The sequence below is a fragment of the Pseudomonas sp. SAS7 genome, assembly GCF_052112345.1.
In the GTDB taxonomy this organism is placed as follows: Bacteria; Pseudomonadota; Gammaproteobacteria; order Pseudomonadales; family Pseudomonadaceae; genus Aquipseudomonas; species Aquipseudomonas putida_Q.
On the sequence record NZ_JBEGGO010000023.1, the window covers coordinates 68,829 to 94,767 of the forward strand.

21 protein-coding genes are annotated in these 25,939 nt (G+C 64.5%); 10 read left to right on the forward strand and 11 right to left on the reverse strand.

The genetic code is table 11. The features are described 5' to 3' along the window. Positions 1-62: 62 nt before the first annotated feature. Together ABI582_RS27200 and ABI582_RS27205 are read right to left on the reverse strand one after the other, a co-directional pair. Complete coding sequence (locus ABI582_RS27200; protein ID WP_442120817.1) at positions 63-959, reverse strand: LysR family transcriptional regulator; 897 nt, start codon at positions 957-959, stop codon at positions 63-65. Between the two features lie 30 nt (positions 960-989). After that, a complete protein-coding gene (locus ABI582_RS27205; RefSeq protein ID WP_063422452.1) occupies positions 990-1,580 on the reverse strand; it encodes an NAD(P)H-dependent oxidoreductase in 591 nt (196 codons plus the stop codon). A 162-nt stretch (positions 1,581-1,742) separates the two neighbouring features. On the opposite strand from ABI582_RS27205, the gene ABI582_RS27210 reads away from it, so the two are divergent. Then, entirely contained in the window at positions 1,743-2,057 is a 315-nt protein-coding gene (locus tag ABI582_RS27210; RefSeq protein WP_016497913.1) for a putative quinol monooxygenase, read from the forward strand. Here the strand turns inward: ABI582_RS27210 and ABI582_RS27215 are convergent. After that, complete coding sequence (locus ABI582_RS27215; RefSeq protein WP_442120818.1) at positions 2,047-2,811, reverse strand: sulfite exporter TauE/SafE family protein; 765 nt, start codon at positions 2,809-2,811, stop codon at positions 2,047-2,049. The genes ABI582_RS27210 and ABI582_RS27215 overlap by 11 nt on opposite strands. Before the next feature lie 77 nt (positions 2,812-2,888). Between ABI582_RS27215 and ABI582_RS27220 the strand changes: the two genes are divergently transcribed. From ABI582_RS27220 to ABI582_RS27255, 8 genes are all read left to right on the forward strand, one after another. Continuing rightward, positions 2,889-3,770, forward strand: coding sequence for a LysR substrate-binding domain-containing protein (locus ABI582_RS27220; protein WP_442120819.1), 882 nt, complete (start codon positions 2,889-2,891; stop codon positions 3,768-3,770). An 83-nt stretch (positions 3,771-3,853) separates the two neighbouring features. Beyond that, the gene (locus ABI582_RS27225) at positions 3,854-4,459 is read left to right on the forward strand and encodes a CDP-alcohol phosphatidyltransferase family protein (RefSeq protein WP_442120820.1); all 606 of its coding nucleotides are present in this window, start codon (positions 3,854-3,856) and stop codon (positions 4,457-4,459) included. A 31-nt stretch (positions 4,460-4,490) separates the two neighbouring features. Beyond that, entirely contained in the window at positions 4,491-6,245 is a 1,755-nt protein-coding gene (locus tag ABI582_RS27230; RefSeq protein ID WP_442120821.1) for a bifunctional alpha/beta hydrolase/class I SAM-dependent methyltransferase, read from the forward strand. Beyond that, positions 6,246-7,694 carry a phosphatase PAP2/dual specificity phosphatase family protein gene (locus ABI582_RS27235; protein ID WP_442120822.1) on the forward strand — a complete coding sequence of 483 codons (1,449 nt, stop codon included), beginning with the start codon at positions 6,246-6,248 and terminating at the stop codon, positions 7,692-7,694. Beyond that, positions 7,691-8,122, forward strand: a complete 432-nt coding sequence (locus ABI582_RS27240) for a hypothetical protein (RefSeq protein WP_442120823.1) — start codon at positions 7,691-7,693, stop codon at positions 8,120-8,122. Before ABI582_RS27235 ends, ABI582_RS27240 begins: the two co-directional genes overlap by 4 nt. A 10-nt stretch (positions 8,123-8,132) precedes the next feature. Continuing rightward, positions 8,133-8,756, forward strand: coding sequence for a lysophospholipid acyltransferase family protein (locus tag ABI582_RS27245; protein WP_016497906.1), 624 nt, complete (start codon positions 8,133-8,135; stop codon positions 8,754-8,756). 1 nt (position 8,757) lies between these two features. Beyond that, positions 8,758-9,690 carry a phosphatidate cytidylyltransferase gene (locus tag ABI582_RS27250; RefSeq protein WP_442120824.1) on the forward strand — a complete coding sequence of 311 codons (933 nt, stop codon included), beginning with the start codon at positions 8,758-8,760 and terminating at the stop codon, positions 9,688-9,690. A gap of 119 nt (positions 9,691-9,809) precedes the next feature. After that, complete coding sequence (locus tag ABI582_RS27255; protein ID WP_003258412.1) at positions 9,810-10,154, forward strand: cupin domain-containing protein; 345 nt, start codon at positions 9,810-9,812, stop codon at positions 10,152-10,154. 231 nt (positions 10,155-10,385) lie between these two features. Here the strand turns inward: ABI582_RS27255 and mmsB are convergent, their stop codons facing one another. Beyond that, positions 10,386-11,273 (reverse strand): 3-hydroxyisobutyrate dehydrogenase, encoded by an 888-nt coding sequence (gene mmsB / locus ABI582_RS27260; RefSeq protein WP_442120825.1) that lies wholly within the window; start codon positions 11,271-11,273, stop codon positions 10,386-10,388. A 9-nt stretch (positions 11,274-11,282) separates the two neighbouring features. Next, a complete protein-coding gene (locus ABI582_RS27265; RefSeq protein WP_442120826.1) occupies positions 11,283-12,809 on the reverse strand; it encodes a CoA-acylating methylmalonate-semialdehyde dehydrogenase in 1,527 nt (508 codons plus the stop codon). A 132-nt stretch (positions 12,810-12,941) separates the two neighbouring features. On the opposite strand from ABI582_RS27265, the gene ABI582_RS27270 reads away from it, so the two are divergent. Beyond that, a complete protein-coding gene (locus ABI582_RS27270; RefSeq protein ID WP_258654029.1) occupies positions 12,942-13,892 on the forward strand; it encodes a LysR family transcriptional regulator in 951 nt (316 codons plus the stop codon). Between the two features lie 142 nt (positions 13,893-14,034). On the opposite strand, the gene ABI582_RS27275 is transcribed toward ABI582_RS27270, so the two are convergent. The 6 genes from ABI582_RS27275 to recC all read right to left on the reverse strand — a co-directional run bounded on the left by ABI582_RS27275 (position 14,035) and on the right by recC (position 25,822). Further along, the gene (locus ABI582_RS27275) at positions 14,035-14,526 is read right to left on the reverse strand and encodes an OmpA family protein (protein ID WP_442120827.1); all 492 of its coding nucleotides are present in this window, start codon (positions 14,524-14,526) and stop codon (positions 14,035-14,037) included. A 4-nt stretch (positions 14,527-14,530) separates the two neighbouring features. Further along, positions 14,531-15,802: a diguanylate cyclase domain-containing protein gene (locus ABI582_RS27280; protein WP_442120828.1), complete on the reverse strand. Its 1,272-nt coding sequence runs from the start codon at positions 15,800-15,802 to the stop codon at positions 14,531-14,533. Beyond that, positions 15,799-16,365 carry a YfiR family protein gene (locus ABI582_RS27285; RefSeq protein WP_442120829.1) on the reverse strand — a complete coding sequence of 189 codons (567 nt, stop codon included), beginning with the start codon at positions 16,363-16,365 and terminating at the stop codon, positions 15,799-15,801. Before ABI582_RS27285 ends, ABI582_RS27280 begins: the two co-directional genes overlap by 4 nt. Positions 16,366-16,599: 234 nt before the next feature. Further along, the gene (gene recD, locus ABI582_RS27290) at positions 16,600-18,675 is read right to left on the reverse strand and encodes an exodeoxyribonuclease V subunit alpha (RefSeq protein WP_442120830.1); all 2,076 of its coding nucleotides are present in this window, start codon (positions 18,673-18,675) and stop codon (positions 16,600-16,602) included. Beyond that, positions 18,672-22,346, reverse strand: a complete 3,675-nt coding sequence (gene recB / locus ABI582_RS27295) for an exodeoxyribonuclease V subunit beta (RefSeq protein WP_442120831.1) — start codon at positions 22,344-22,346, stop codon at positions 18,672-18,674. The genes recD and recB overlap by 4 nt, the downstream gene beginning before the upstream one ends. Continuing rightward, positions 22,343-25,822 (reverse strand): exodeoxyribonuclease V subunit gamma, encoded by a 3,480-nt coding sequence (gene recC, locus ABI582_RS27300; protein ID WP_442120832.1) that lies wholly within the window; start codon positions 25,820-25,822, stop codon positions 22,343-22,345. The genes recB and recC overlap by 4 nt, the downstream gene beginning before the upstream one ends. Positions 25,823-25,939 lie beyond the last annotated feature (117 nt).

Below are 25,939 nucleotides of genomic sequence, written 5' to 3' on the forward strand. Positions count from 1 at the left end.
CTGTGCAATCAACCGTAGGAAATTTCGCCGCCTGTGGACAGGATCTGTCGCGTTCAGGCAACTCAGCAGGCGTACATCGCCAGCTTGCGCTGGATGAAATCGAGGAAGCACTGGATACGCAGCGCCAGCTGGGTATTGCGGTAGTACACCGCATGGATCGGCTGGCGGTAGCCATTGTTGGCCTCGGCCAGGAGCACTTGCAGGCGCCCGGCGCGGATGTCCTCGTGGGTCATGAAGTGCGACAGGCTGACGATGCCCTCGCCGGCCAGTGCCAGCTGGCGCAGGGTCTCGCCGCTGGAGGCGATCAGTGCCGGGCGGATGCCGAAGCGGTCACCCTGTGCGTGGCGCAGCGGCCAATGGTTGAGCGATTCGGGCTGACTGAAACCGAGCAGGCAATGGTTGGCAAGGTCTTCGACCCGCTGCGGCGTGCCGTGCTGCGCCAGGTAGGCCGGGCTGGCCAGTACCTGCACCGGGCTGCACCCCAGGTTGCGCGCATGCAGGCTGGAATCGGCCAGTTCGCCGATGCGGATCGCCACATCGGTGCTTTGCTCCAGCAGGTCGATGATCAGGTCGTCGGTGTTCAGTTCCAGCTCGATGCCCGGGTACTCGCGACGGAACTCGCCAATCCACGGCAGGATGGCATGCAGCATGAACGGCGCAGCGGCGTTGATGCGCAAGCGCCCAGTGGGCGTCTGGTGGTTCATCGACAGGCGCTCTTCCATCTCGTCCATCTGCTCCAGGATCAGCCGTGAGCGCTCAAGGAAGTAGCGGCCCTCCTCAGTGAGGTCCATGCGCCGGGTGGTACGGTTGACCAGGGTGGTACCCAGCTTGCCCTCCAGGCGCGACAAAGTGCGGCTGACGGCGGACGGGGTCTGGCCCATCTGCTCGGCGGCGGCAGAAATCGAGCCGCAGTCGATGACGGCGACGAATACCTGGAGTTCTTCGGATCGGGTTTTCACATTCGGGCCTGTGATGGGTACCTGCCTGGATTAGATCGCCTTGCCAAACACCTTGTCCAGATGTGCTTCATAGGCTGCCAACGCCGCCGGCACATCCGGGCGCTTCATCACGTCCACCGCCAGGTAAGTCGGCAGGCCGGTCATGCCAAGGAACTGGTTGGCCTTGTGGAACGGGAAGTACACGGCATCCACACCCTTGCCTTCGAAGAAATCACTCGGGTCATCGAACGCCTGCTGCGGCGCATTCCAGGTCAGCGACAGCATGTACTGCTTGCCGTGCAACAGGCCACCGCTGCCGTACTTCTGGGTGTGGTCCGAACGGGTACGGCCATCGTTGGCGTAAAGGCTGCCATGGCCAGCGGTAAAGACTTCGTCGATGTACTTTTTCACGGTCCAGGGTGCGCCCATCCACCAGCCCGGCATCTGGTAGACGATCACGTCGGCCCAAAGAAACTTCTCTACCTCGGCCTGCACGTCGTAGCCGCCGTCGATGAAGGTTTGCTGCACATCGAAGCCGGCACGGTCCAGGTGAGCGATGGCCGCTTCGTGCAAGGTCGCGTTGAGGCGGCCTTCGGAGTGAGCGAACTGTTTACCACCATTGAGCAGAAGGATCTTTTTCATGCTGGCCTCCGGGCCGAGTCAAAATTTGATGCCGGCAGGTTAGAGGCTCGCGGAGGCGGGATACAGGGGTGACTGGGCAAAATACAATTGACCGGAAGTCACGAATGAGCAAAGCATTATTGCCGTAGAATCGATTCACCACCCATCACCGAGTAGTGCACCATGAGTGAGCAGTTCGCCTTCATCCTCAAAGCCAAGACCCGCCCGGAAATGGCTGATGCCTTCGAAACCCTGTTCCGCCCCTTTGTCGAGCCCAGCCGCCAGGAGCCGGGCTGCATCGAGTACCACATGCTGCGCGACCAGCAGGACCCGAGCCTGTTCGTGTTCTTTGAAGTGTGGGCCGACCAGGCCGCGCTGGACGTGCACTCGGCCTTGCCGCACATGAAGGCGTTTTTTGAAAAGCGCATGGACTACCTGGAGCGCGATTTCGATATCCAGCGGGTCGACATGCTCAGCGCATCAAGCGCTAGCCGTTGATCAGCAAGTGGCCGCCCAGGGCGGCCAGGCCGATGAAGAAGCAACGCTTGAACAGCAGCGCGCTGATGCGCTGACGCAACCACTGCCCGGCCAGCATGCCGAGCAAGGCGGGCGCCAGCATCAGCAGCGAAGCCCCCAACGCCTGGCCACCGAGGGCATCCTGCCCGGCCAGGCCAACGGCCAGCGCCAGGGTCGACACCGTGAACGACAGGCCCAGGGCCTGGATCATCTGTTCACGGCTCAGGCCCAGGCTTTGCAGGTAGGGCACGGCAGGTATCACGAACACCCCGGTTGCCGCCGTGACCACTCCTGTCACCAGCCCGCAGACTGGCCCCACCCAACGCTCGTGCGCCGGCGCCAGGTGCAAGCCCGGGCCGACCAGCCCGTACAACGAATACACCAGCAAGGCCGCACCCAGCGCGTGCACAGCCCATGGGCCACTGTCGATCCCCAACCAGGCACTGCCCAGCAAGGTGCCAATGAAGATCAGCGCCAGCATCGGCCCCAGCCGCACCAGCAACGCCCGCAGGTGCCCGCCGCTGGCCAGTTGCCAAAGGTTGGTGAGGGTCGAAGGCACGATCAGCAATGCGGCAGCCTGCGCCGGTGGCATAGCCAGCCCCAGAAGCCCCATGGCGATTGTCGGCAGGCCCAGGCCGATCACCCCTTTGACCGCGCCGGCCAGCAGGAAGGTGAGCACTACCAGCATCGAAAGGGCTGGGCCAATGTTCTGGTAGAAAGCGAGGAAGGTAGTCATGGGCTGATGATGGCGGTTTCCGGCCGGCGGGAAAATCTGCCATATACTCAGCCAGACTCTTGCAATGGCAGAGCCACATGCATTTCGACCTGATCGACCTCAAGCTGTTCCAGCACACCCTGGAGTGCGGCAACATCACCGCCGGCGCCAGCCGCAGCCACCTGTCGCTGCCGGCAGCCAGCGCACGCATCCGCGCCATGGAGGCATCGCTGGGTATCCCGTTGCTGCTGCGCAACCGCCGTGGCGTGCAGCCGACACCGGCGGGCCAGGCCCTGCTGCAGCATGCACGCTTGATAGCGCAGCAGGTCGAGCGCCTGCAGTTTGATCTGGGCCAGTACGCACAAGGGCAGCAGGGCCAAGTACGCCTGCTGTGCAACACAGCCGCACTCACGGAGTACCTGCCGGAACTGCTGGCCAGCTACCTGGCTGCAAATCCCGGAGTCAGCGTGGATGTACAGGAGCTTCCGAGCCTGCGCATCGTGCAGGCGATTACCCAGGGCATGGCGGACCTTGGCATCGTTTCGACCGCAGCGCCCAACGAACACCTGCAAACCCGGCCGTTTCGCGACGACCCGCTGGTACTGGTGACGCCCTTGGGCCACCCGCTGGCCAGTGCGGTCGCGCCCAGTTTCATCGACAGCCTGGTGCATGGCCATGTCGGGCTGGGTGCCACTAGCGCGTTGGCGTTGTACCTGGAAGAACAGGCCCTGCGTGAGGGGCGCCGTATGCACGTGCGGGTGCGGGCCGAGGGTTTCGATGGGGTGATCCGCATGGTTGCGGGCGGGGCCGGCGTCGGGGTGGTGCCGCTGGCAGCCGTGAAGCGTTGGCAAGGCGTGCTGCGGTTGCACTGGGTGGCGCTGGAGGAGGTGTGGGCCAACCGCAAGTTGCTGGTGTGTGCGCGGGATTTTGCGGCGTTGCCGGGCTATGCCGCAGCATTGGTGACCACCCTCACCCGCTGAAGCGTCAGTTCCTGCACAGTAAGTGCATTTTTTCGGCCGGTCGCACACAATCCCCCCATCGCACCACGAAAAAGGATTTTCCAGTGGCATCGATCTACCAGCTCAAACCGCGCTTCCAGGCCCTGCTGCGCCCAACAGTCCAGCGCCTTTACGACCGCGGTGTCACCGCCAACCAGGTTACCGTGGCCGCCGCCGTGGTGTCGGTCCTGCTGGGCCTGGTGCTGGCCGCCCTGCCCCACGTCACCTGGCTGTTCATCCTGATACCGGTGTGGATGCTGCTGCGCATGGCGCTGAACGCCGTCGACGGCATGCTGGCCAGGGAGTTCGGCCAGCAATCTACCCTCGGCGCCTACCTCAACGAACTCTGCGACGTGATCGCCGACGCCGCCCTGTACCTGCCCTTCGCCCTGCTGGCCGGGGTTTCTCCAGTGCTGGTGGTGTTGGTGGTGCTGTGTGCCACCTTCAGCGAATACGCCGGCGTCATGGGCCCGCTGGCTGGCGCCTCGCGCCGTTACGACGGCCCCATGGGCAAAAGCGACCGGGCCTTTGCCTTCGGCGTGCTGGGCACCGGGGTCGCCCTTGGCCTGCTGAACGGCAGCTGGATCAATGGTTTGCTGCTGGTCATCCTCGCGCTCTCGCTCTATACCCTCTACAACCGGGTTCGCCGGGGGCTGGCCGAAACCCGCTAAGCCCAAGATCGTCGCCAAAAGGACGTTGACCATGCGCCAAGCGCAAGCGCTGCATTTCTCCACCCATGACGGTGTCGAGTTGCACTACCGTCATTGGCCTGCCACCCGTAACGAGCACCAGCCGCGCCGGGCCGTGGTGATGTTCCACCGCGGCCATGAACACGGCGGGCGCATGGCCCACCTGGCCGATGAACTGGACATGCCGGGTTACGACTTCTTCGCCTGGGATGCCCGCGGCCATGGCCAGTCGCCAGGCGCACGTGGCGACAGCCCGGGGTTTGCTACCAGCGTGCGCGACGTGCAAACCTTCATCGAACATATCCAGGCCCATCACGGCATCGCCGAGCACGACCTGGTGGTGCTGGCGCAAAGCGTTGGCGCGGTGCTGATTGCCACCTGGGCCCACGACTACGCGCCCAAGGTACGCTGCCTGGTGCTGGCCTCGCCCGCGTTCAAGGTCAAGCTGTACGTGCCATTCGCCCGCCCTGGCCTGAAGTTGCTCAAGGCCTTGCGCGGCAACTTCTTCGTCAACAGCTACGTCAAGCCACGCCTGCTCACTCACGACCCCGAGCGGATCATGTCGTACGTGGCCGACCCGCTGATCAGCCGGCCGATTTCGGTGACCATGCTGCTGGGGCTGTACGAAGCCGCTGACCGGGTGGTGGCGGATGCCCAGGCCATTCAGGTACCGACCCAGTTGCTGGTATCCGGGGCCGACTTCGTGGTCGAGCGCCAGCCGCAGGAACGCTTTTTCGAACGCCTTGGCAGCACGCGCAAGGAAATGCACATTTTGCCGGGTTTCTTCCACGACACCCTTGGCGAGCGTGACCGGGCCCATGCCCTGAAGCGCATCGAGCGGTTCGTGGAACACTGCTTCGCCAGCCCCGCCGCCCTGCCGTCACTGCTCGATGCCGACAAGACGGGCGCCAGCTGCGCCGAAGCCGAAAGCCTCGCCGCACCGTTGCCGCGCCACTCGCCGCGTGACCTTTACTGGCGCGCCACACGTGCCGGGCTAAGCCTGGGCAAGGGGCTGTCTGCGGGGGTGAAACTGGGCTTCGACACCGGCTTCGATTCGGGCAGCACCCTCGACTACGTGTACCGCAACCAACCGACCGGCAAGGGCAAGCTGGGCCGCCTGGTCGACCAGAACTACCTCGGCGCCATCGGCTGGCGTGGCATTCGCCAGCGCAAGCTGCACGTCGAGGAGCTGCTGCGCCTGGCCATCGCCCGGCTGCGCGAACAACAGCGGCCTGTGCACATTGTCGATATCGCCGCCGGCCATGGCCGCTACATCCTCGAAGCCCTGCAAGACCTTGAGCAGTTGCCGGACTCGATCCTGCTGCGCGACTACAGCGAGCTGAACGTGCAGCAAGGCAGCGCGCTGATCACTGAGAAGGGCCTGGCCGACATCGCCCGCTTCGTCCAGGGCGATGCCTTCGACCGCCAGAGCCTGGCCACGCTGGAGCAGCCGCCGACCCTGGCGGTGGTCTCGGGGCTATACGAACTGTTCCCCAGCAACCAGCTGGTGGGCAACTCGCTGGCCGGCCTGGCCGATGCCGTGGAAGATGGCGGTTATCTGGTCTACACCGGCCAGCCGTGGCACCCGCAACTGGAGATGATCGCCCGCGCCCTTACCAGCCACCGCGGTGGCGAGGCCTGGGTGATGCGACGCCGCAGCCAGGCGGAGATGGACCTGTTGGTAGAGGCGGCCGGTTTTCGCAAGCTGGCCCAGCGCATCGATGAATGGGGTATTTTCAGCGTCAGCCTGGCACAGCGGGTGCGCTGAATGAACCCACCACGCGAGCCAGGGCTGGTCCGCCGGGGCGTGTTCTGGCTTCTGCTGCTGGGGCCGTTGTTCTTCCTCAGCTACGGGCTGGCGAACAACCATACGGCCGGGCGCAGTGATGTCGGCAGCCTGGTGTTCGGCTGGGAGCGCGGCATGCCGCTGTGGCCCTGGACGATCATCCCGTACTGGTCGATCGACTTGCTCTACGGGCTGTCCTTCCTGCTGCCGCGCACACGCCAGGAAATGGACCGGCACGCGCTGGCACTGCTCAGCGCACAGGTGATCAGCGTCACCTGCTTCCTGCTGTGGCCGCTACGGTTCACCTTCGAAAGGCCGGAGCTGGGTGGGCTGTTCGGCTGGCTGTTCGATGTACTGATGGGCTTCGACAAACCGTTCAACCAGGCGCCATCGCTGCACATTGCGCTGCTGGTGATCATCTGGACGATGTTTGCCCGGCATGTGCAGCGCCAGCCCTGGCGATGGCTGATGCATGGCTGGATGGCGTTGATCGGGGTGTCGGTGCTGACCACCTGGCAGCATCATTTTATCGATGTACCCACGGGGGCATTGGCGGGGTTTGCCTGCGTCTGGCTGTGGCCGTATCAGGGGCGACTGCCCTGGCAACAGGCGCGCCTGGCACAGGATGCCAAGCGCTGGCGGGTGGCGTTTTACTATGCCGTCGGCGCTGTTGTGTGCGCTGTGCCTGCCGTTGGGTCGGGTGGTGTCTGGTTGTGGCTGGCCTGGCCGGCCGTGTCGCTGGCGCTGGTTGCGCTGAACTATGGTGTGTTGGGTGCAGGCGGGTTTCAGAAAGGCGCCGACGGGCGCTTGTCGAGTGCGGCCAGCTGGCTGCTGGCTCCGTATTTGGTCGGCGCGTGGGTCAATTCGCGGCTATGGACCCGGCACCACCCACAGGCCGATGAAGTGTGCGATGGCGTGTATCTAGGGAGGATCCCAGGGCGCAGCACGCCATTCGCCGCAATTGTCGATCTGTGCGCCGAGCTGCCGTGCAAAGCTCAAGGCAGCGCCAACCTTTGTAGGAGCGGCCTTGTGTCGCGAAAGGGCTGCGCAGCAGCCCCGGCAATGTCTGCTGCGAAGCTGAAAAACCGGGGCCGCTTCGCGCCCCTTTCGCGGCACAAGGCCGCTCCTACATCGGTCGCGCAAGCCTTTGAGTATCAGTGTTTCCCTACCCTGGATCTGATAGCGCCGGACGTTGTCCTGCTACAGCAGGCCGCCGAGGCCATCGAACGCCTGCGCGCCCAAGGCCCTGTACTGGTCTGCTGTGCCCTGGGCTATTCGCGCAGCGCCAGCGCCGTGGCCGCCTGGCTGCTGCTCTCCGGCCGCTGCAGCAACGCCCAGCAGGCCGAAGCACTGATCCGCAAAGCCCGCCCCGGCATCGTCCTGCACCCGGCACACCGGCGTGCCCTGCAACAGCTTGGAGCACAGCCATGAACCTGCGTGTGGTAGCCAGCCTGCTGGGTCGCGGCAAACAGCTGGAACGCTTGTCCGACGGGCTCACCCTGCTGGCCCTGGCCTACGGCCTTGCACCTTCGTTGGGTGCCCCACTTCAATCGCTGGCCAGCCTGCTGTGCGGCGTGCTGCTGGTGCTTGGCGTGATGCACAAGTACTGGGCCATCCGCGTGGCCATAGATGCCGAACTGTTCACCCACCTGGCCAGCAGCAACCACCTGGCAGCGGACACCCAGGCCCTGGACCGCGCCCTGTTCGAGCTGAAACTGAAACCGCAGGCCACGGACGGCCGCGCCTGGCCTGATCGCAGCCAGGCCGCACTGAACCTGTTGCGCCGCCAGGCAGCGTGCCTGGGCCTGCAGTTGTCGCTGGCCTTGGCTACCCTGCTGACACTGCCTTTGAAGGGATGACCACCGATCCATGCTCGCTAACCTGACCGCCTACCTCATCACCTCCGCCGCCCGCCTGATCACAGGCGCCCGCGCCCTGTGGCTGGGGTGCACGCCGCTGCCGGTACAGCGCTTGTACTTCGCCAACCACAGCAGCCACGGTGACTTCGTGCTGCTGTGGGCTTCACTGCCGCAACCCCTGCGCAAGCGCACCCGCCCGGTGGCCGGCGCGGACTACTGGGCCAAGCCGGGCATCCGCGATTTTCTCATCCGCAAGGTGTTCAACGGCGTGTTGATCGATCGCCAACGCAGCGAAGGCCAGGGCAGCCCGCTACAGCCGATCCTTGAGGCCGTGGCCCAAGGCGACTCGCTGATCTTCTTCCCGGAAGGCACGCGTAACCTGGGCGACGAGCCCCTTATGCCGTTCAGAAGCGGGTTGTACCACCTGGCTGCGGCCAACCCCGACGTCGAGCTGGTACCGGTATGGATCGCCAACCTCAACCGGGTAATGCCCAAGGGCCGCGCCCTGCCCCTGCCGTTGCTGTGCACACTGAGCTTTGGCGAACCGTTGCACCTGCACGCTGATGAAAGCAAGCAGGCCTTTCTCGAGCGGGCCAGCCAGGCCCTGCTGACCCTGGCCCCGAAGGATGCCTGACATGGACGACAACACCCTTTCCCTGTTCGCCGGCATCGGCGCCCTGCTGCTGCTCGCCAGCCTGACTGGCCGCCTGCTGAAGTGGCGCGCCGGCCCGGCGCCCCACGCGGTGATCGACAACCTCAACGCCCGCATCAACGCCTGGTGGGTGATGGTGCTGGTGATCGGCATCGCCTTCCTGTTCGGTAAATACGGCGTGATCGTGCTGTTCTATGGGGTGTCGTTCTACGCCCTGCGCGAGTTCATGACCCTCACCCCGACCCGCCGCAGCGACTACCCGGCGCTGGTGGCAGCGTTTTATGTGGCACTGCCGGTACAGTACGTGCTGATCGCCATGGACTGGTACGGCCTGTTCAGCATCTTCATCCCGGTGTACCTGTTCCTGCTGCTGCCGATTTTGGCCAGCTTCGGCGGCGATACCACGCGTTTTCTCGAACGTGCGTCGAAGGTGCAGTGGGGGCTGATGATCGCGGTGTACTGCGTATCGTCGGTGCCCGCCTTGATGACCCTGGACATCCCCGGCTACGAGGGGCGCAACCTGCTGCTGATCGCCTGGCTGATCCTGGTGGTGCAGATCAGCGATGTGCTGCAGTACGTGTGCGGCAAGTTGTTTGGCAAGCACAAGGTGGCCCCCAACCTGTCACCGTCCAAGACCGTAGAAGGGTTGGCCGGCGGCGTGGCACTGGCCACCCTGATCGGCGCCCTGTTGTGCTGGATCACCCCGTTCACCTTCTGGCAGGCCGCGCTGATGGCCCTGGCAGTCAACGCCATGGGCTTCTTCGGCGGGCTGGTGATGTCGGCGATCAAGCGCGACCGCGGGGTGAAGGACTGGGGCCACATGATCGAAGGCCACGGTGGCATGCTCGATCGCATGGATTCGGTGTGTTTTGCAGCGCCGGTGTTCTTCCACTTTGTGCGGTACTGGTGGGCGTAGCCAATATCAAACGCCTGGCATAGCGCGACCAGACAGCTGGACGTCGAGCCCAGGCAACTGCGGCTCGGCCGATGGCCCTATGGTGACCCGTCATTCAACCAGTCACCAGGAGTTGTCCCATGTCCGATTTCATCACCGTGCTGCGCGAAACCTGCCCGACGCCGGTCGTGGACGCCACCAAGTGGAAGCGCATCGGCGGCGATCCGCACACCGTCAACCTCAATGCTTACCTGTCGGCCGACGGCAGCAAGATCATGGGCACCTGGATCTGCACCCCGGGCAAGTTCGAGGTCAACTACGAGAAGTGGGAGTTCTGCCACTTCCTCGATGGCTACTGCATCATCACCCCGGAAGGCGAAGAGCCTAAGCACCTGAAGGCCGGTGACGTGTTCGTGATCGAACCCGGGATGAAAGGCACCTGGGAAGTGGTCGAGACCGTGCGCAAGTACTTCGTCTTTGCCTGATCCCTGAAGCTACACATAGCCCTGTGTAGGAGCAGCCTTGTGCTGCGAAGAGGCCAGTTCAGACACAGCAGTTGTGTTGGTTTGGCTGGCCTCTTCGCAGCACGAGGCTGCTCCTACAAACATCTGTAGCCTGAAATACGGGCAAAAAAATCGCGGGGCAGGTGCCCTTCCCTCTGGTGCGCAGTTACAGAGGGAAGGCCGCCTGGCCCGCGATGAAGCCCACCTCTTGCGTCAATCTTTCTTGCGATAACCCTCGACGATGGCCGAGAAGTCTTTGCCACCCTCGCCACGCAGGCTCATGGCCTGATACAGCTGCTGGGCCACAGCACCCAGGATCACCGGTTGGTGAGCCTGGCGTGCCGCTTCAGTGGCCAGCCCCAAATCCTTGAGCATCAGTTCGGCGCCAAAGCCGCCGGTATAGCCACGCGATGCCGGCGCCGTTTCGATAATGCCCGGCCACGGGTTGTAGGTATCCGAACTCCAGCAACGCCCGGTCGAGCTGTTGATGATTCCGGCCAGCACCTTGGTGTCGATGCCCAGCGCGTTGCCCAGGGCCATGGCCTCGGACACGCCGATCATCGAGATGCCCAGCAGCAGGTTGTTGCAGATCTTGGCGATCTGCCCGGTGCCGACTTCACCGCAGTGCACGATGTTGCGGCCCATCTGCTCCAGTACCGGCTTGAGGGTGGCGAACAGCTCGGCACTGGCGCCTACCATGAAGGTCAGGGTGCCCACCGCCGCGCCGCCAGTGCCACCGGACACCGGCGCGTCGCCCATGTCCACGCCCTTGGCCGCTGCCGCCCTGGACACATCACGGGCGGTTTGTGGGTCGATGGTGCTGCAGTCCACGGTAGGCGTACCGGCACGAATACCGGCCAACACGCCATCGTCGTTCAGGTACACGCTGCGCACATGGGCCGCAGCTGGCAGCATGGTGATCACCAGCTCGCTGTTGGCCGCCGCGTCCTTGGGCGACGGGCTGATCTGCCCACCCAGTTCTGCCAGCTCGGCCAGCACGGCCTTGTTGAGGTCGAACAGGTTCAGTTGGTGCCCGGCCTTGATCAGGTTGCGGGCCATGGGCGCGCCCATGTTGCCCAAGCCGATGAATGCAATACGCATGACTTCTCCTTAGCGCAGGCTGATGGTGGTGTTCACACCGTCATAGACGCTGTCGTCATCGAACCAGCGGGCGGTGACGGTCTTGGTCTGAGTGTAGAACTGCACCACTTGCTTGCCGTACGGGCCGAGGTCGCCGAGCTTGGAGCCACGGGAGCCGGTAAAGCTGAAGAACGGCACTGGTACCGGGATAGGGATGTTGATGCCGACCTGGCCGATATCGATTTCGCTCTGGAACTTGCGCGCTGCCGCGCCGCTCTGGGTGAACAGGCCGGTGCCGTTACCGAACGGGTTGGCGTTGACCAGCGCGATGGCCTCATCGAGGGTATCGACCTCCAGGGTGACCAGCACCGGGCCGAAGATTTCCTGGGTATACACCTGCATGTCGGTCTTCACGCCCGAGAACAGGGTTGGGCCAACGAAGTTGCCTTGCTCGTAGCCCGGCACAGTGACCTCGCGGCCGTCGAGTTCCAGCTTGGCGCCTTCCTTGATGCCGCTTTCGATCAGGCCCAGCACACGCTCCTTGGCGCGCTTGGAAACCACCGGGCCCACGTCGGTGCCCGGCTCGCAGCCGGCATTGACCTTGAGCTTGCTCGCCGCGTCCTTGATGTCGGGCAGCCACTCACGGGCCTTGCCCACCAGCACCGCCACCGAGGTGGCCATGCAGCGCTGGCCCGCCGCGCCGAAGGCGGCACCGACCAGGGCGTTGACGGTTTGCGTGCGGTTGGCATCGGGCAGCACCACCGCGTGGTTCTTGGCGCCCATCATCGACTGCACGCGCTTGCCGTGCTGACTGCCGAGGTTGTACACGTGGGTGCCGACTTCAGTAGAGCCAACGAAGGAAATTGCCTTGATGTCCTGGTGCGTGCAGATGGCATCCACCACTTGCTTGCCACCGTGCACCACGTTGAGCACGCCTGCCGGTACGCCGGCTTCCAGCGCCAGCTCCACCAGCAGCATGGTCGACAGCGGGTCCTGCTCGGAAGGTTTGAGCACGAAGGTGTTGCCGCAGACGATGGCCATGGGGAACATCCACAGCGGGATCATGGCCGGGAAGTTGAACGGGGTGATACCGGCGCATACGCCGATTGGCTGGCGCAGGGTGTAGGTATCGACACCGCCGGCGACGTTCTCGGCGAACTCGCCCATCTGCAGGGTACCAATGGACGCTGCGTGTTCGACCACTTCCAGGCCGCGGAAGATATCGCCTTCAGCATCGGCCAGGGTTTTGCCCTGCTCGGCGCTGAGCACCTGGGCAATGCGTTTGGTGTGCTCGCGGATCAGCGCCTGCAGCTTGAGCATGATGCGCATGCGCGCGCCAATCGGGGTGTTGCGCCAGGTCTGGAAGGCGCGGTGGGCAGCAGCCACGGCAGCGTCGACTTCCTCGACAGTGGCGAACGGCACGCGCGCCAGCACCTCTTGGGTGGCCGGGTTGACGATGTCGCGCCATTCGGAGGTTTTCGATTCGACCCACTGGCCGTCGATCAGCAGCTTCACCTGCTCGACCTTGGTGCTGTTAGGGGACTGCGGTGCGTTCATCTGCGTTCTCCTTGGAATTATTGTCGGGACGAGATCGCCAGCGCCAAGCAAACGCGAGGTGGCGTCCTGAGGCTTGTTTCGAGTATAGATGTGCAAACATCCAACAAGAACGCACAAAAAAACCGGATCATCATGCAAAAAGACCTCACATCCCTGAGCGCGCTCAACTGGGACGACCTGAAGTTTTTCCTCGAAGTGGCGCGTACCCGCAAGGCCAGCAGCGCCGCCAAACGCCTGAGCGTGGACTACACCACGGTGTCGCGGCGCATCAGCTCGCTGGAGGGGGCACTGGGCACGTTGCTGTTCGAAAAGTCGCGGACCAACGGCTTTGTCCTTACCGCCGAGGGCCAGCGCCTGCTCGGTTATGCCGAGTCGATTGAAAGCACGCTGCACATGGCGTGCGAGCAGGTGTCCGGGTCGGGCGTGGCATTGTCGGGGCATGTACGCATGGGCTGCACCGAGGGCTTCGGCAGCTTTTTCATCACCCCACAGCTAAGCCACTTCGTTGATGCCTACCCGGCGATTTCTGTGGATATCCTGCCGCTGCCGCACTTCATCAGCCTGTCCAAGCGCGAGGCGGACATCGTCATTGCATTGGAGCGGCCGGAGCATGGGCCTTACGTGTGCTGCAAGCTGTGCGATTACCGCTTGCGTCTGTATGCAACCCAGGACTACCTGGACAGCCATGCGCCGATCCGCCAGGTAACGGACTTGGCCAAACACCCGTTCATCAGTTACGTGGATGACCTGGCGTTCAGTTCGGAGCTTTTGTACCTGGCCAACCTGATTCCCGGCGCCAGCGCGCACTTGCGCAGTACCAGCGTGATTGCCCAGTACACAGCGGCATTGCAGGGGCGTGGGTTGGCGATACTGCCGTGCTTCCTTGCGGCGCAAGACCCGCGACTGGTGACGGTGCTGCCCGAGGAGATCGAGGTGACGCGGCAGTTCTGGATGTACTGCCGGGAGGATTTGCGCAAGTTGAAACGCATTACCTTGCTGTGGGATTACATCCGTGGAGTGACCGAGGCGAATGCGCCGTTGTTGATGGGGGAAACCCGCGAGATGCGCTTTGCCCAGGAATGATGGGGCTGCGTGGCTCCTTTGCAGGAGCAGCCTTGTGCTGCGAAGGGGCCAGTCATGGCAATACAACTGCTGTGCCTGGTCTGGCCTCTTCGCAGCACAAGGCTGCTCCTACAGAGAAATGTGATAGCTCAGCGGACAGCGGTCAGTAGGACGCCACCACGATGGACACCCGACGGTTCTCGGTACGCCCGGCACTGGTGCGGTTGTCCGCCACTGGCTGGCTGCTACCCAGGCCACGGCTCTGGATATTCTGCGCCTGCATGCCAACCCCTACCAGCGCCCTGGTCACGCTCTGCGCACGGCGTTCGGACAGCTGCTGGTTGTACGCCGCCTTGCCCGACGAATCGGCATGCCCGTCCACCCGTACACCCTGGATGCCAACGCCAAGCAGCGCCTTGCCAATGCGCTCGACAATCGCCTGGCTCGGGCCGTTAAGGCCATCCAGGTCGCTGCCGAACAGCACCTTGCCAGACAAGTCGTACGCCCAGCCTTCATCGGTTGGGGTAAAGCCTTCGCGCTTGAGTACGGCAATCTGTTCGGGGGTCAGGCCCTTGGGGGGTGCGCTCTGGCAACCGGTCAGCGCCAGCACGGCGAGCAACAAGGCCAAAAGGGGGAAACGTAAAGCGTGTATCACGGGTTCAACTCCTGTTCTTGATTTCATTGGCGGACCGTTCCGTCTGCGCCACTTGCCAATGGCCTCGGCGTTTGCGCTTGGCCTGGTACATCGCCGCATCGGCGGCATTGAGAAGACTGGCGGGGTCAGCGCCGTCATCCGGGTAATAGGCAATACCGACACTCAGTGAGGTGGCGATACTGCGGCCACTGTCCAGCTGCACGGGCAGCTTCATGCTGGCAACAATCTTCTCGGCAATGAGCTCGGCGTCCTTGCGCGACTGCAAAGGTGTGAGCAGTACCGCGAACTCATCACCGCCCAGGCGTGCCACCAGGTCGTGCTCGCGCAGTTGGGCACGCACGCGGTCGGCCACGCTGATCAGCACCTCGTCGCCCACGGCATGGCCGAGGGTGTCGTTGATCTGCTTGAAGTGGTCACTGTCGAGGAACAGCAGCGCCATGTGGTCCTGCTGGCGCGCCGCATTGCGAACGCTGCGGCTCAGGCGCCCCTCGAAGAAGGCGCGGTTGGGCAGGCCGGTCAGGCTGTCGTGGCTGGCCTGGTGGGCCAGGGTCTGGTTTTCGTTCTGCAGGTGGCTGTGCCATACCTCCAGTTCGTCGAGCAGGGCATTGAAGTCGTTGCCCAGTTCGTTGAGTTCGGCAATCGGCGCTTCCGGCACGCGCCGGTCGAAACTGCGCTCGCGGCGGGCGGCGTGGGCGACGCTGGCCAGGCCACGCAGCGGGCGGACGATATCGCTGAGCAGGCGCCGCGACAGGTATTGCGCCGCCAAGGCGCTGAGTATTGTGCAGAACAGGATGCCGGCCAAGCCGCTCAGCAGGAACAGCAACAGGCTACGGCCCTGGCCGACCAGTTCGATGTGCCCGACCTGCTGTTGCTGGTGCAGGATCGGCAGGTTGACCGGCTCATCCAGCAAGGCGGTGGCAACCTGCACTTCAAGCTTGGCGAGCATGCCAGTATCGGCGCGTTGCCAGTGCGCCAGCAGCTCGCCTTCGTCGTTGAAGACCTTGGCCTCGGCCACTTCCTCGCGACTGGCGATCAGCGCCAGCGATTCATTGGCCGCGGCACTGTCGTCGAATACCACCGCCGCTTCCACGGTGTAGTTGATCGACCGGGCGATCAGGTGCAGGTTGTGATTGGCGTACACACGCAGGGCGAGCACGCCCAGCAGGGTAAGGGAAATACCGGCCAGGCCCACGGCAAGCAAGGCAACGCTGAGGTGGCCACGGCCCAGCACCGAGCGCAGGGTCGGCCGCACGCCCTGCTTGCGGGTCGGTTTCATGGCTGCACCGCCCGGCGCCGCGACAATTGCAGCACACTGGGGTGGATGCGTACGCCGGAGCGCGCCACCGAGTCGAGGTTGACCTCAAAGGCCACCTGTTTGTCGCTGACCCGCAGGCAGAACAGGCTGCCAACCGTGCACGGGTCGTTCGCTTCGCTGATGCTCAGTACCGGGTGGCCGCTGACGCGCTGGAACAGCCGGTCACGCTGGCCCTGGTCGAGTTTGCCGATGTAGATGGCATCGCAGGCCTGGGCGACCTGAGTGTCTTCTGCCAGCAGGCGCCGCACCTGCAGCGGGCGGCCGGACTCCTGCACATGGCCTTTGATCAGGTCATCGGCGTATTCGGTCGGGCCGACCAGGCACAAGCGCAAGGGTGAAGGTTCGACAGGCCAGCGGGCGTAACTGAAGATGCCGAGTACCACTTGGGTGACGGCCTTGGCGCGTTGCTGCACCTGGGCGGCGGTTGTGGCGGTTTCTGCCCGGGCGGGGCCTGCAGAAAGGAACAGGACGGCCAGCAATAGCGAAAGCGCACAGCTTGTCACTCGCCTTGCGGCCACGTTCATGTGGGAAATCTCTTAAAGTCCCTTCCGATATCGGCGCAACGATAGCACATGGCCGCATCGTTGTATGAGAGACGCTGATTTCAGAGGCGCATGCGTTCCCTGTGGGAGCGGGTTCACCCGCGAAGCAGACGACGCGGTGGATGGCACCGGCTACGCCGGTGTTCGCGGGTAAACCCGCTCCCACAAGATCCGCATGCATTATCGAGTTTTTGGTGAAACCGCGATTCCCCAAGGCTAGACCTGTTCCAGCATCAACCCGGAAATACGCCGCACCTTGCGCGCCACCGCTTCTTCGAAAATGCCCTGGCGTGGCTCGACCAGGCTGAAACAGTGCTTGGCCCGGGTGATGCCGGTGTACACCAGCTCCTTGGTCAGCACCGGGTTTAGCGCATCGGGCAGTACCAGCGCGGTATGGCTGAACTCCGAGCCTTGGGATTTGTGCACGGTCATGGCGAATACTGTTTCCACTTCGTTGAGCCGGCTGGGCAAGACGAAACGCACACCACCACTGCCGTCGTTCCGCGGGAAGGCCACCCGCAGCAGCGGCTCACCGCGCTCGTCCGGCAGGCGCAAGGCGATGCCGATATCACCGTTCATCAGGCCCAGGCCGTAGTCGTTGCGGGTCACCAGCACCGGGCGGCCTTCGTACCAGGGCTGCTGGCTGTCGATCAGGCCGGCATTGTGCAGCACCCGGGCCACCCGTTCGTTGAGGCCTTCGACACCCCAGGCGCCCCGGCGCACCGCGCATAGCAACTGGAAGTCTTCGAAGCTGTGCAGCACCTTGCCCGCCCATTGTTCCCACGCGGGGTCGTCAAAGGCGGTTTCCAGTGCAGGCCGATAGCGGCCAAGGGTGCGCAGGTAGCTGCGATAGCCCTGCGGGCCTTCGGCACCGCGGTTCAGGCCGTCGAGTAGCAGGCGGTCGAAAGCACGGTCCTGCTCGTGCTTGAGGGCAAGGCTGTGCACGTCGGCCGGCGGCTTGGCCAGCAGGTTGCGCGCCGCGTGGGAATCCTGGCGATTGACCAGCCGCGCCAGCTGGCCAATGCCGCTGCCTTCGCCGAAGCGCCGCGAGAAGCGCAGCATCACCAATTGCTGGGCCAGCGGATTGCGCTGCTCATCACCGGCCTTGAGGCCGCTGGCGGCCAGCGACTCGCCACTGATCTGCTGCAGCCACGCTGCGGTCGCTGGCGAGTAATAGCCCTCTTCGGCATCCCGGCACAGGTCGCCCAGTACCGCACCGGCCTCGACCGAGGCCAACTGGTCCTTGTCGCCCAGCAGCACCAGACGCGCCCGGGGTGGCAAGGCGTCGAGCAGGTTGGCCATCATTTCCAGGTCGATCATCGATGCTTCGTCGACCACCAGCACATCCAGCGGCAGCGGGTTGCCGGCGTGATGGCGGAAGTGCCGGGAGCCGGGGCGGCTGCCGAGCAGGCGGTGGACAGTGCTGACGTCAGTGGGGATTTGCCCGCGTACTTCGGCACTGACTTGCAGGCGCTCGACTTGCTGGCCAATGGATTCGGTCAGGCGCGCAGCGGCCTTGCCCGTCGGCGCGGCCAGGCGGATGCGCAGCGGCCTGCCCTGCTCCACTGCCGGCCCTTGCAGCAAGGCCAGCAGGCGCACCACGGTGGTGGTTTTACCCGTGCCGGGGCCACCCGTGATGATGCTGAAACCGGCACGGGTGGCCAGCGCACAGGCGAGCTTCTGCCAGTCCACCTGGCCCTCTGGTGCACCGCCCTCGAACAGCTGTGCCAGGCGATCTGACAGGTCGGGCAGCGGTGCTTCGGCCTGGGTCAGGCGCTGACGCAAGGTATGGTCGATACGCCGCTCGTAGCTCCAGTAACGGCGCAGGTACAAGCGCTCACCGCTGAGTACCAGTGGCCGGGCTTGTTGGCCCGGGGTATCGCCAGCGGCCACCAGCGGGCTGGCGGCGATGCGCTGGCGCCAGGCATTCAGATCGAGGTTGGCCAGCAACTGCGACGGCAGCAGCAAGGGCCCGATCAGGGCATCGCCTTCAGGCGGCAGCGACAGGGCGAAGTCGGGCTCGGCCAGGGTTTGCTGCAGGTCGAGGCAGACATGGCCGTGGCCCAGTTGGTGGCTGGCCAATGCTGCCGCCAGCAACGGCAAGGGATCACTGCCGGGGGCGCGCTCTTCGAGGAACGACACGAACGCGCGGTCCAGGGCCCGCAGCCAGCCCCGCTCTACCCAGCGATCGAGCAGTTGCAGCAGGTCACCGCTGTCATGCTGCGGCGCCAGCGCCAGCAAGTGCTCGGCGTGCAACGGGGTGGGCAACAGATCAACCAGGTTTCGGCTCATATCTCGGCTCCGGCAAACAGGTCCTGCTGTGCCGGTGGGTGCTCGCCACGGAACAGCGCATCAAGGCTTTCGATCAGCTCGCGCGGTGGCTTGGTGTGGTACACGCCGTGGCCGCTGCTGCTCGCGCCGCGCAGGAAGATGAACAAGGCGCCGCCGACATGGCGGTCGTAATCGTAGTCCGGCAGGCGAGCGCGCAACTGGCGGTGCAGGGCCAGCAGGTACAGCACGTACTGCAGGTCGTACCGGTGTTCGATAATGGCCTTTTCCATGGCCATGGCGTCGTAGGCCTGGATGTCCGGGCCCAGCCAGTTGGACTTGTAGTCGGTCACGTAGTAACGCCCGTCCAGCTCGAACGCCAGGTCGATGAAACCTTTGAACATGCCGTTGAGCACGGTCGGCTGCGCTGCCGGGCGTGCCAGGCCCGGGTGGGTGTGGCGTGCCACCAGACGGTCGAGTTGTTCGGCGTCGACCTGGTGGCTGGCAAACCAGAACTCCATTTCGATCTGGTAATGACGCAACTGCCCCAGCGTCACGCCCTGGTCGCTGCCCGGCAACGGCAGCGCCTCGCCCAGCAAACGCCGCATCCACTGGCTGAGGGTGGGGATCCAGCCGGTCCAGTCGCGGCGGTTGCAGCGCTGGCCAACGGTGCGCTCGATCAGTTGCGGATCACTGCTGACCTGGCTGAAGCCCTCGCGCCCCGCCCACTCCAGCAAGCCATGCAGGAAGGTGCCAGGGTTCGGCCCGCGTGGGAAGCGGTGAATGTCGCCACTGTCAGCCGGCACCTCGCGCAGTACCTGGGCATCGACCACTTCGTCATCCAGCAGTTGCTGGGCCTGCGAACTGTCGGCAACCAGCGCCTGATCGCCGATACGCAGGGCGCTGTACGAAGCGATCCACCAATGCTCGGCCGCTGCGCGGCGCGGCTTGCGTGCGGGCAGCAGCTCACGGTCGGCATGGGGCATGCGATACACCTGCTCATCTGCCGGCGGCAGGCCCGGGCAAGCGATGTGCGGGCATGTCGCCGCCAATGCCTGCAACCACTGGGTAAGCTGCTGCGAGCCTGCCAGGGCAAGGCCCCCACCCAACAGATAGCCAAGTGCCGAGCGGTGCAGTTGTGAACTCTTTTGATTGCCGCGCTTCAGGTCGGCAACACCCAGCCAGCACGCATGCTGGGCACGAGTCAGGGCCACGTAGAGCAGACGCAGGTCTTCGGCCAGGCGCTCGTCGTCGGCGCGCTCGATCTGCGCCTGGTCCGGGGTAAGGGTGAGGTGGGCATCGCCGTGGCTGTCATGCCAGGCCAACGGCAGGCGGCTGCCGTCCACCGGTTTGCTGGTGCAGATGAACGGCAGGTAAACCAAGGGATACTCCAGGCCCTTGGACTTGTGAATGGTCACCACCTTGACCAGCTGTTCGTCGCTCTCCAGGCGCAGGATCTGCTCTTCACCGGCCTGCCCGGAACTGGCCAGGTGCTCGGCCAGGTGGCGGATCAGCGCCTGTTCACCGTCCAGCTCACCCGCCGCCTGCTGCAGCAGTTCGGCCAGGTGCAGCAGGTTGGTCAGCACACGTTCGCCGTCACTGCGGCGGATCAGTGTGCGCGGTAGTTGGAAGTCGTGCAGCAGGTGCCGCAGCATGGGCAGTACACCTTGGCGTTGCCAGGTATCGCGATAATGGCGAAAACGCATGACCCAACCTTCCCAGACCCGTTCGTCCTGGTTCAGCCGGTCCAGCGCGGCCAGCGACAGGCCCAGTGTCAGGCTGGCCAGTGCGGCCTTGAGCAGGCGCTCCGAGTCTGGCTCGGCGCAGGCCTTGAGCCAGGCCAGCAGGTCGTGGGCTTCTTGGGCGGAAAACACCGAGTCCTTATCGGACAGGTACACACTGCGCACATCGCGCGCGGCCAGCTCGGCGCGGACCATCTGCGCTTCATGGCCATCACGCACCAGGATGGCGATGTCCGAGGGCAGGCACGGGCGCAGTTCGCCTTCGCCATTCTGGAAGCCTGCTGTGCCCTGCTGACCGCCATTGAGCAAGGCGACGATATGGCTGGCGCAACTGGCCGCCAGCTGCTGGCGGTAGACACTGCTGGAGACTGGCTCTTCGCTTGCCAGCTGCCAGCATTGCAGGGCTGCGCTGGCTTGCCCGTCAATCAGCAGCTGTTCGCCACGGCCCTTGGCGCGGACTTCGATGAACGGCAGCGGGTTGTCATCGGCCTCGCGGAACAGGAATGCCCCGCGCCCCGCTTCACGCGCCTCGGCCTGCAGGAATACCTGGTTGACCGCCGCGACCATGGCCTTGCTGGAGCGGTAGTTGGTGTCCAGGCTATGCAGCCGGCCGCTGGTGGCGCGCCGTGCAGCGAGGTAGGTGTAGATGTCGGCACCGCGAAAGGCGTAGATCGCCTGCTTGGGGTCACCGATCATGAACAGGCCGGTTTCTGCGCGGTTTTCGCTGATCTGGTAGATGCGCTCGAAAATGCCGTACTGCACCGGGTCGGTGTCCTGGAATTCGTCGATCAGGGCTACCGGGAACTGCTCGCGGATCAGGCCGGCCAGGCGTTCACCGGCCTCGCTGGCCAAGGCGTGCTGCAGGCGCACGAGCATGTCGTCGAAGCCCATCTCCGCACGCCGGCGCTTCTCGACTTCGAACCGCGCCGATACCCAGTTGGCGGCATGCTCGAGCAAGGGCGCATCCGGGCTGTCCAGGGCCTGCAATTGTTGCTGCAGTGTCTGCATCGCGTTGAGGGCCGGGTGCTCGGGTGGCTCGCCCTTCCAGGCTTCGGCCATGCCGTCTGGCGTCAGGCGGGTGAAACCGGTACCCAGGTCGAGCTCCACGAGTTGCTCGTCGCCGGCCCAGGCACAGAGCTTGTCGAACCAGGGCTCGAAGTAACGGGCCTGCATCTTGCGGCCATCGACCTGCTTGGCGGCCAGCGCATCGCGGCAGATTTGCCGCAGCTCCTCGGCCCACTGCGCCCACGGCGCCTTGAGCCGGGCCAACTGTTCGCCACGTTGCTGCAGCGATGCCTGGATCAGTGCTGCGGGCTCTGGCCCGTCCTGCTGGGCGCGCACGCGGCCAAACAGTGGGCGAATGCGCGGCAGCAAGGCATCAGGGCTGCCCCAGTTGCCGCGCACCCAGACCAGTGCGTCACCTTGCATGCCATAGCAGAAGCGCCGCCAGTAATCCCGCATGACCTGGCCGAGCAGTTCACTGTGGTCGGTTTCCAGGGTCTGGGTGAACAGGCTGCCGCTGTCGAAGGCATGCTCGCGCAGCATGCGCTGGCACCAGCCGTGGATGGTCGACACCGCCGCCTCGTCCATCCACTGCACGGCGATTTCCAGGCGACCTGCACAACGCGGCCAGGCCTCTTGCGGATAATCGTCACGCAACTGATGCAGCAGCGGGTCGGCGCGTTCCAGTTCGCCACGGAAGAACCGTGCAGCCTCTGCCAGACGGGCGCGGATACGTTCGCGCAGTTCCTTGGTAGCTGCGTCGGTGAAGGTCACCACGAGGATCTGCGGTGGCAGCAGCTCGCGACCAAAACCCTGCTCACCTCCGTGGCCGAGGATCAGGCGCAGGTACAGCGCCGAAATGGTAAAGGTCTTGCCCGTACCGGCGCTGGCCTCGATCAGCTGGCTGCCGTGCAGGGGGAAACTCAGTGCCAGAGGACGGTCCTGGGTCATGCGCCTTTCTCCGGGTTGCCCAGGGTCTGCCAAGGGGCGGTGAACAATGGGCGGTACAAGGTTTCGCACCAGCCCTCAAAGGTTTCGTCAGCGGTGAGTGCGGCAAAGTCGCGGTACTGTCGGGCCAGGGCGATGCTTTCATTGCGCTCACCGAAACTGGTGCGCTCGTCGCCTTCATAGGCACGGGCAGCTGCGGCCAGGGCTTTGTCGGCATCATCCTGGGCCAGCCAGGCGAACGCGGTCTTGGCTGCAACCGGCAGCGGCGCGTTCATCGCCGCCTGGCGGGCCACCAACAGGTCGCCCAGCAGTTGGACGGCCTGGTCTTGCGGCAGCGGTGCGAGCAGCAGAGTCAGGTCACTGGCCACCAAGGCACTGTTGTAGTGATAGCCCGCCGCGCAGGCCGCCAGGTGCGTAACCCAGGGCGCAATCAGGCGGTGCCACTTGAGGTTGTTGCGCCCGGCGCTGATGGTGTTAGGCACGGTGGTGATGCTCAGCAGGCTCTGGTCATCCGCCTGGAACACACGGCCCAGCCAGCCTTCGAGCCGATGTTGGCCGTGCTCGAAATGCACCGGCAACGCGCCCTCGACCAGCTTGGGCCAGCGTTGCAACAACTGGCGGTGGCGCTGCAGCAAATCTGGTAGAGGTTCGATCAACTCGCTTTGCAGCAACTCGCCAAAGCCGGCCAGCGGCAGCAAGCCACAGGCCTGCAGGCGTCGGGCCTGTGCCTGCAAGGCTTGCTCGGCATTGTCCGGCTCGGACAGCGCCGCGCCCAGCAGGCTTTCGCTGGCGCCGTAGCGTTGCAGGGTATCGAGAACGAACGGTTCTTCATCTGGGGTTGGCGCTTCCAGCGCTTCGAAATACACCTTCAGCCGCTGACTGAAGAAATGCCGCACCGGGTGGCGCAGAAAGTCGTTCAGCTGGGTGAGGCTCAAGGCTTCATCGTCCTGGTAAGGCGGCAGGTCGGAGTCGCCCTGCTCATCCTCCTCACTCTGCCGGTGCAGCACCTGCCATTCGTGGGCAAAGCTGAACAGCGGGCTGCCCTTCTCGAAGTAACGCGAGCTGAACGGTTGCAGCGGGTGCTCCTGGGTCAGGGCGTGCAAAAAATGCTCGCCCGGTTGTGCGGGCTGCCCTTGCTCTGCGCCGGCCAGATGCCAGCCGGCGGCAAGGTGATCGCGCAACTGGCCTATCAGTACCGAGGCCGGGCGCTCGCTGTTGTCGCGGATACTGCGCCCGATCCAGCTGATATACAGCTGGTCACGTGCCGACAGCAGCGCTTCGAGCAGCAGGTAGCGGTCATCTTCGCGGCGCGAGCGGTCACCGGGTCGGTAGTCGCTGGCCATCAGGTCGAAGTCCAGCGGTTGCTGGGCGCGGGGGTAGTCGCCATCGTTCATACCCAGCAGGCAGACCACGCGGAACGGGATGGCGCGCATCGGCATGAGGGTGCAGAAGTTCACCGAACCGGCGAGGAAACGTTGCGACAGCTTGCCCTGGTCGAGGCCCGACAGCCAGGCTTCACGGACTACGGTCAGCGGCAGCGGGTCTTGCAGGTCAACGGCCTCGCACACTTCAAGCCAGCTATCGCGCAGGTCCTGCAACTGCATCAGCAGGAATTCGTCGTGCTCGCCCTCCGCGAGGAAGAACACTTGCAACAAGGCATTCAGGCGCTCCCCCCACTGGCTGACGGTAGCAGGCTCGGACAAGGCCTGATAGGCCACTTCGAGCGCGTCGAGCAGCGCGGCCAGCGGGCCGATCAATGCCGCGTCCAGGCCACCGATTTCATCGTAGGGTTCGATGCCATCACACGCTTCACCCACGCCCACCGCGTAGCCCAGCAGCATGCGCCGCAAGCCGAAACGCCAGCTGTTCTGTTCAAGCCCTGCGGGCAAGCCCAAGCTGGCCCGCTGCTCGGCATTGAGCCCCCAGCGAATGCCGGCGCCCTCGATCCAGCGGTGCAGGGTAGGCAGGTCGTTCTCGCGGATGCCAAAACGTGCACGCACGGCCGGTACGTCCAGCAGGTCGAGCACTTCGCTGACCGCGAAACGGCTGTCCGGCAACTTCAGCAGGTGTTCGAGGGCGATCAGCAGAGGCTCGCGACCGCGCTGGCCCTGGTCGGTGAGGGTGAACGGAATGTAGCGCGGGTCATTGCGTTGCAACTGGCCGAACACCGCGCGGATATGCGGTGCATAGGTGTCGACCGCCGGCAGCATGACGATCACGTCACGCGGGCGCAAAGTAGGGTCGGCGCTGAAGCGGGCGAGCAGCTGGTCGTGCAGGATCTCCACTTCGCGTTGCGGGCTGTGGGCAATGTGGAAACGTACCGAACGGTCTTTCGCCGGGTCGACTGCCGGCCACAGCTCGCGGGTTTCGGCGAGCGGGCGCAGTTCGAGAATGTCGTCCTGCAACTGGTTTAGCAGCGTTGTGGGCGAGCCGTCACTGAACAGGTCGATGCGGCCATCGCTGAACACACCCTGGTAGCTGCCTGGGTCGTCATAACTGTCGAGCAGGTTGATGTAGTCGCGGCCTTGTTTGCCCCAAGCTGCCAGCAACGGGTGGGCATGTTGATGCAGCGACTGGTCGTCCAGTTGCAGGGGCATGCCCTGCTTGCGCTGCTGGCGCTTGTACTGATGGCGCAGCAAATCCTTGTCGGCAACGATATCGGCCCAGTGGTGGCGGCAGGGGTTGTGCACGCACAACAGCACCTGACTAAAGCGCGCCAGGCCCGCCAATGCTTCCAGGGCCTGGGCTGGTAGCGAAGAGATACCGAACACGATCACCCGCGGTGGCAGCCCGGCCGGTGCCTGCTGCAGGCTGTTGATACGCTCGATGAAGCGCTGATGCACCCCGGCGCGGCTCTGTGCCATGCCCGCTTCACCGACATCATCCAGCAGCGCACGCCACAATTCGGCCTGCCAGCGATTGCCTGGGGGCAGCGCTTTGCGCTCGCCGCGGGCGGTGTTGAGAATGTGCTCGCCCGCCGCCCAGTCCTTGAGCCAATCAGCGCGGTAGACCTGGTACTGGTCGAACAGGTCGGCCAGCCGCTCGGCGAGCTGGTAACGCTTGCGCAGGTCGCTGTCGTCGGTAAGGAAGCGCCGCAGCGGTTCGAAATGCGGTCGCTCGATCAGGGCCGGCAGCAGGCGCATCAGGCGCCAGGTCAGCGGGGCCTTGTCGAGCAGGGAAACTTCAGGAATTTCGTCGCGGCCCAACACGCTTCTGTATAACTGCCACATGAAGCTGCCGGGCAGTTGCACATCGATAGCGGCGGCGATGCCACAACCACCCTGGTCGTCTTCAAGCGGGTCTTCAGCCAGGGCGAGCTTGAGCCATTGGGCGATGCCATTGCTTTGTACCAGGGCGATTTCGTTTTCCAGCGGCGCCAAGGGGTAGCGACGCATCCAGCTCACCACCAGACTGCGCAGGTCGTCGAGGCGGTTGCCGTGGACGATCATGAAGCCGGGGTGGAGAGTGGTAGTAGCCATTGAGCATTCCCTGGGAGGCGGTTGATTCCGATGCGAAACCATATCACGGGGCATGCCGTGGACCATGGCATGCATGGAGACAAATCTTTTCCTGGGCGGAAAAGACAAAACCCCTAC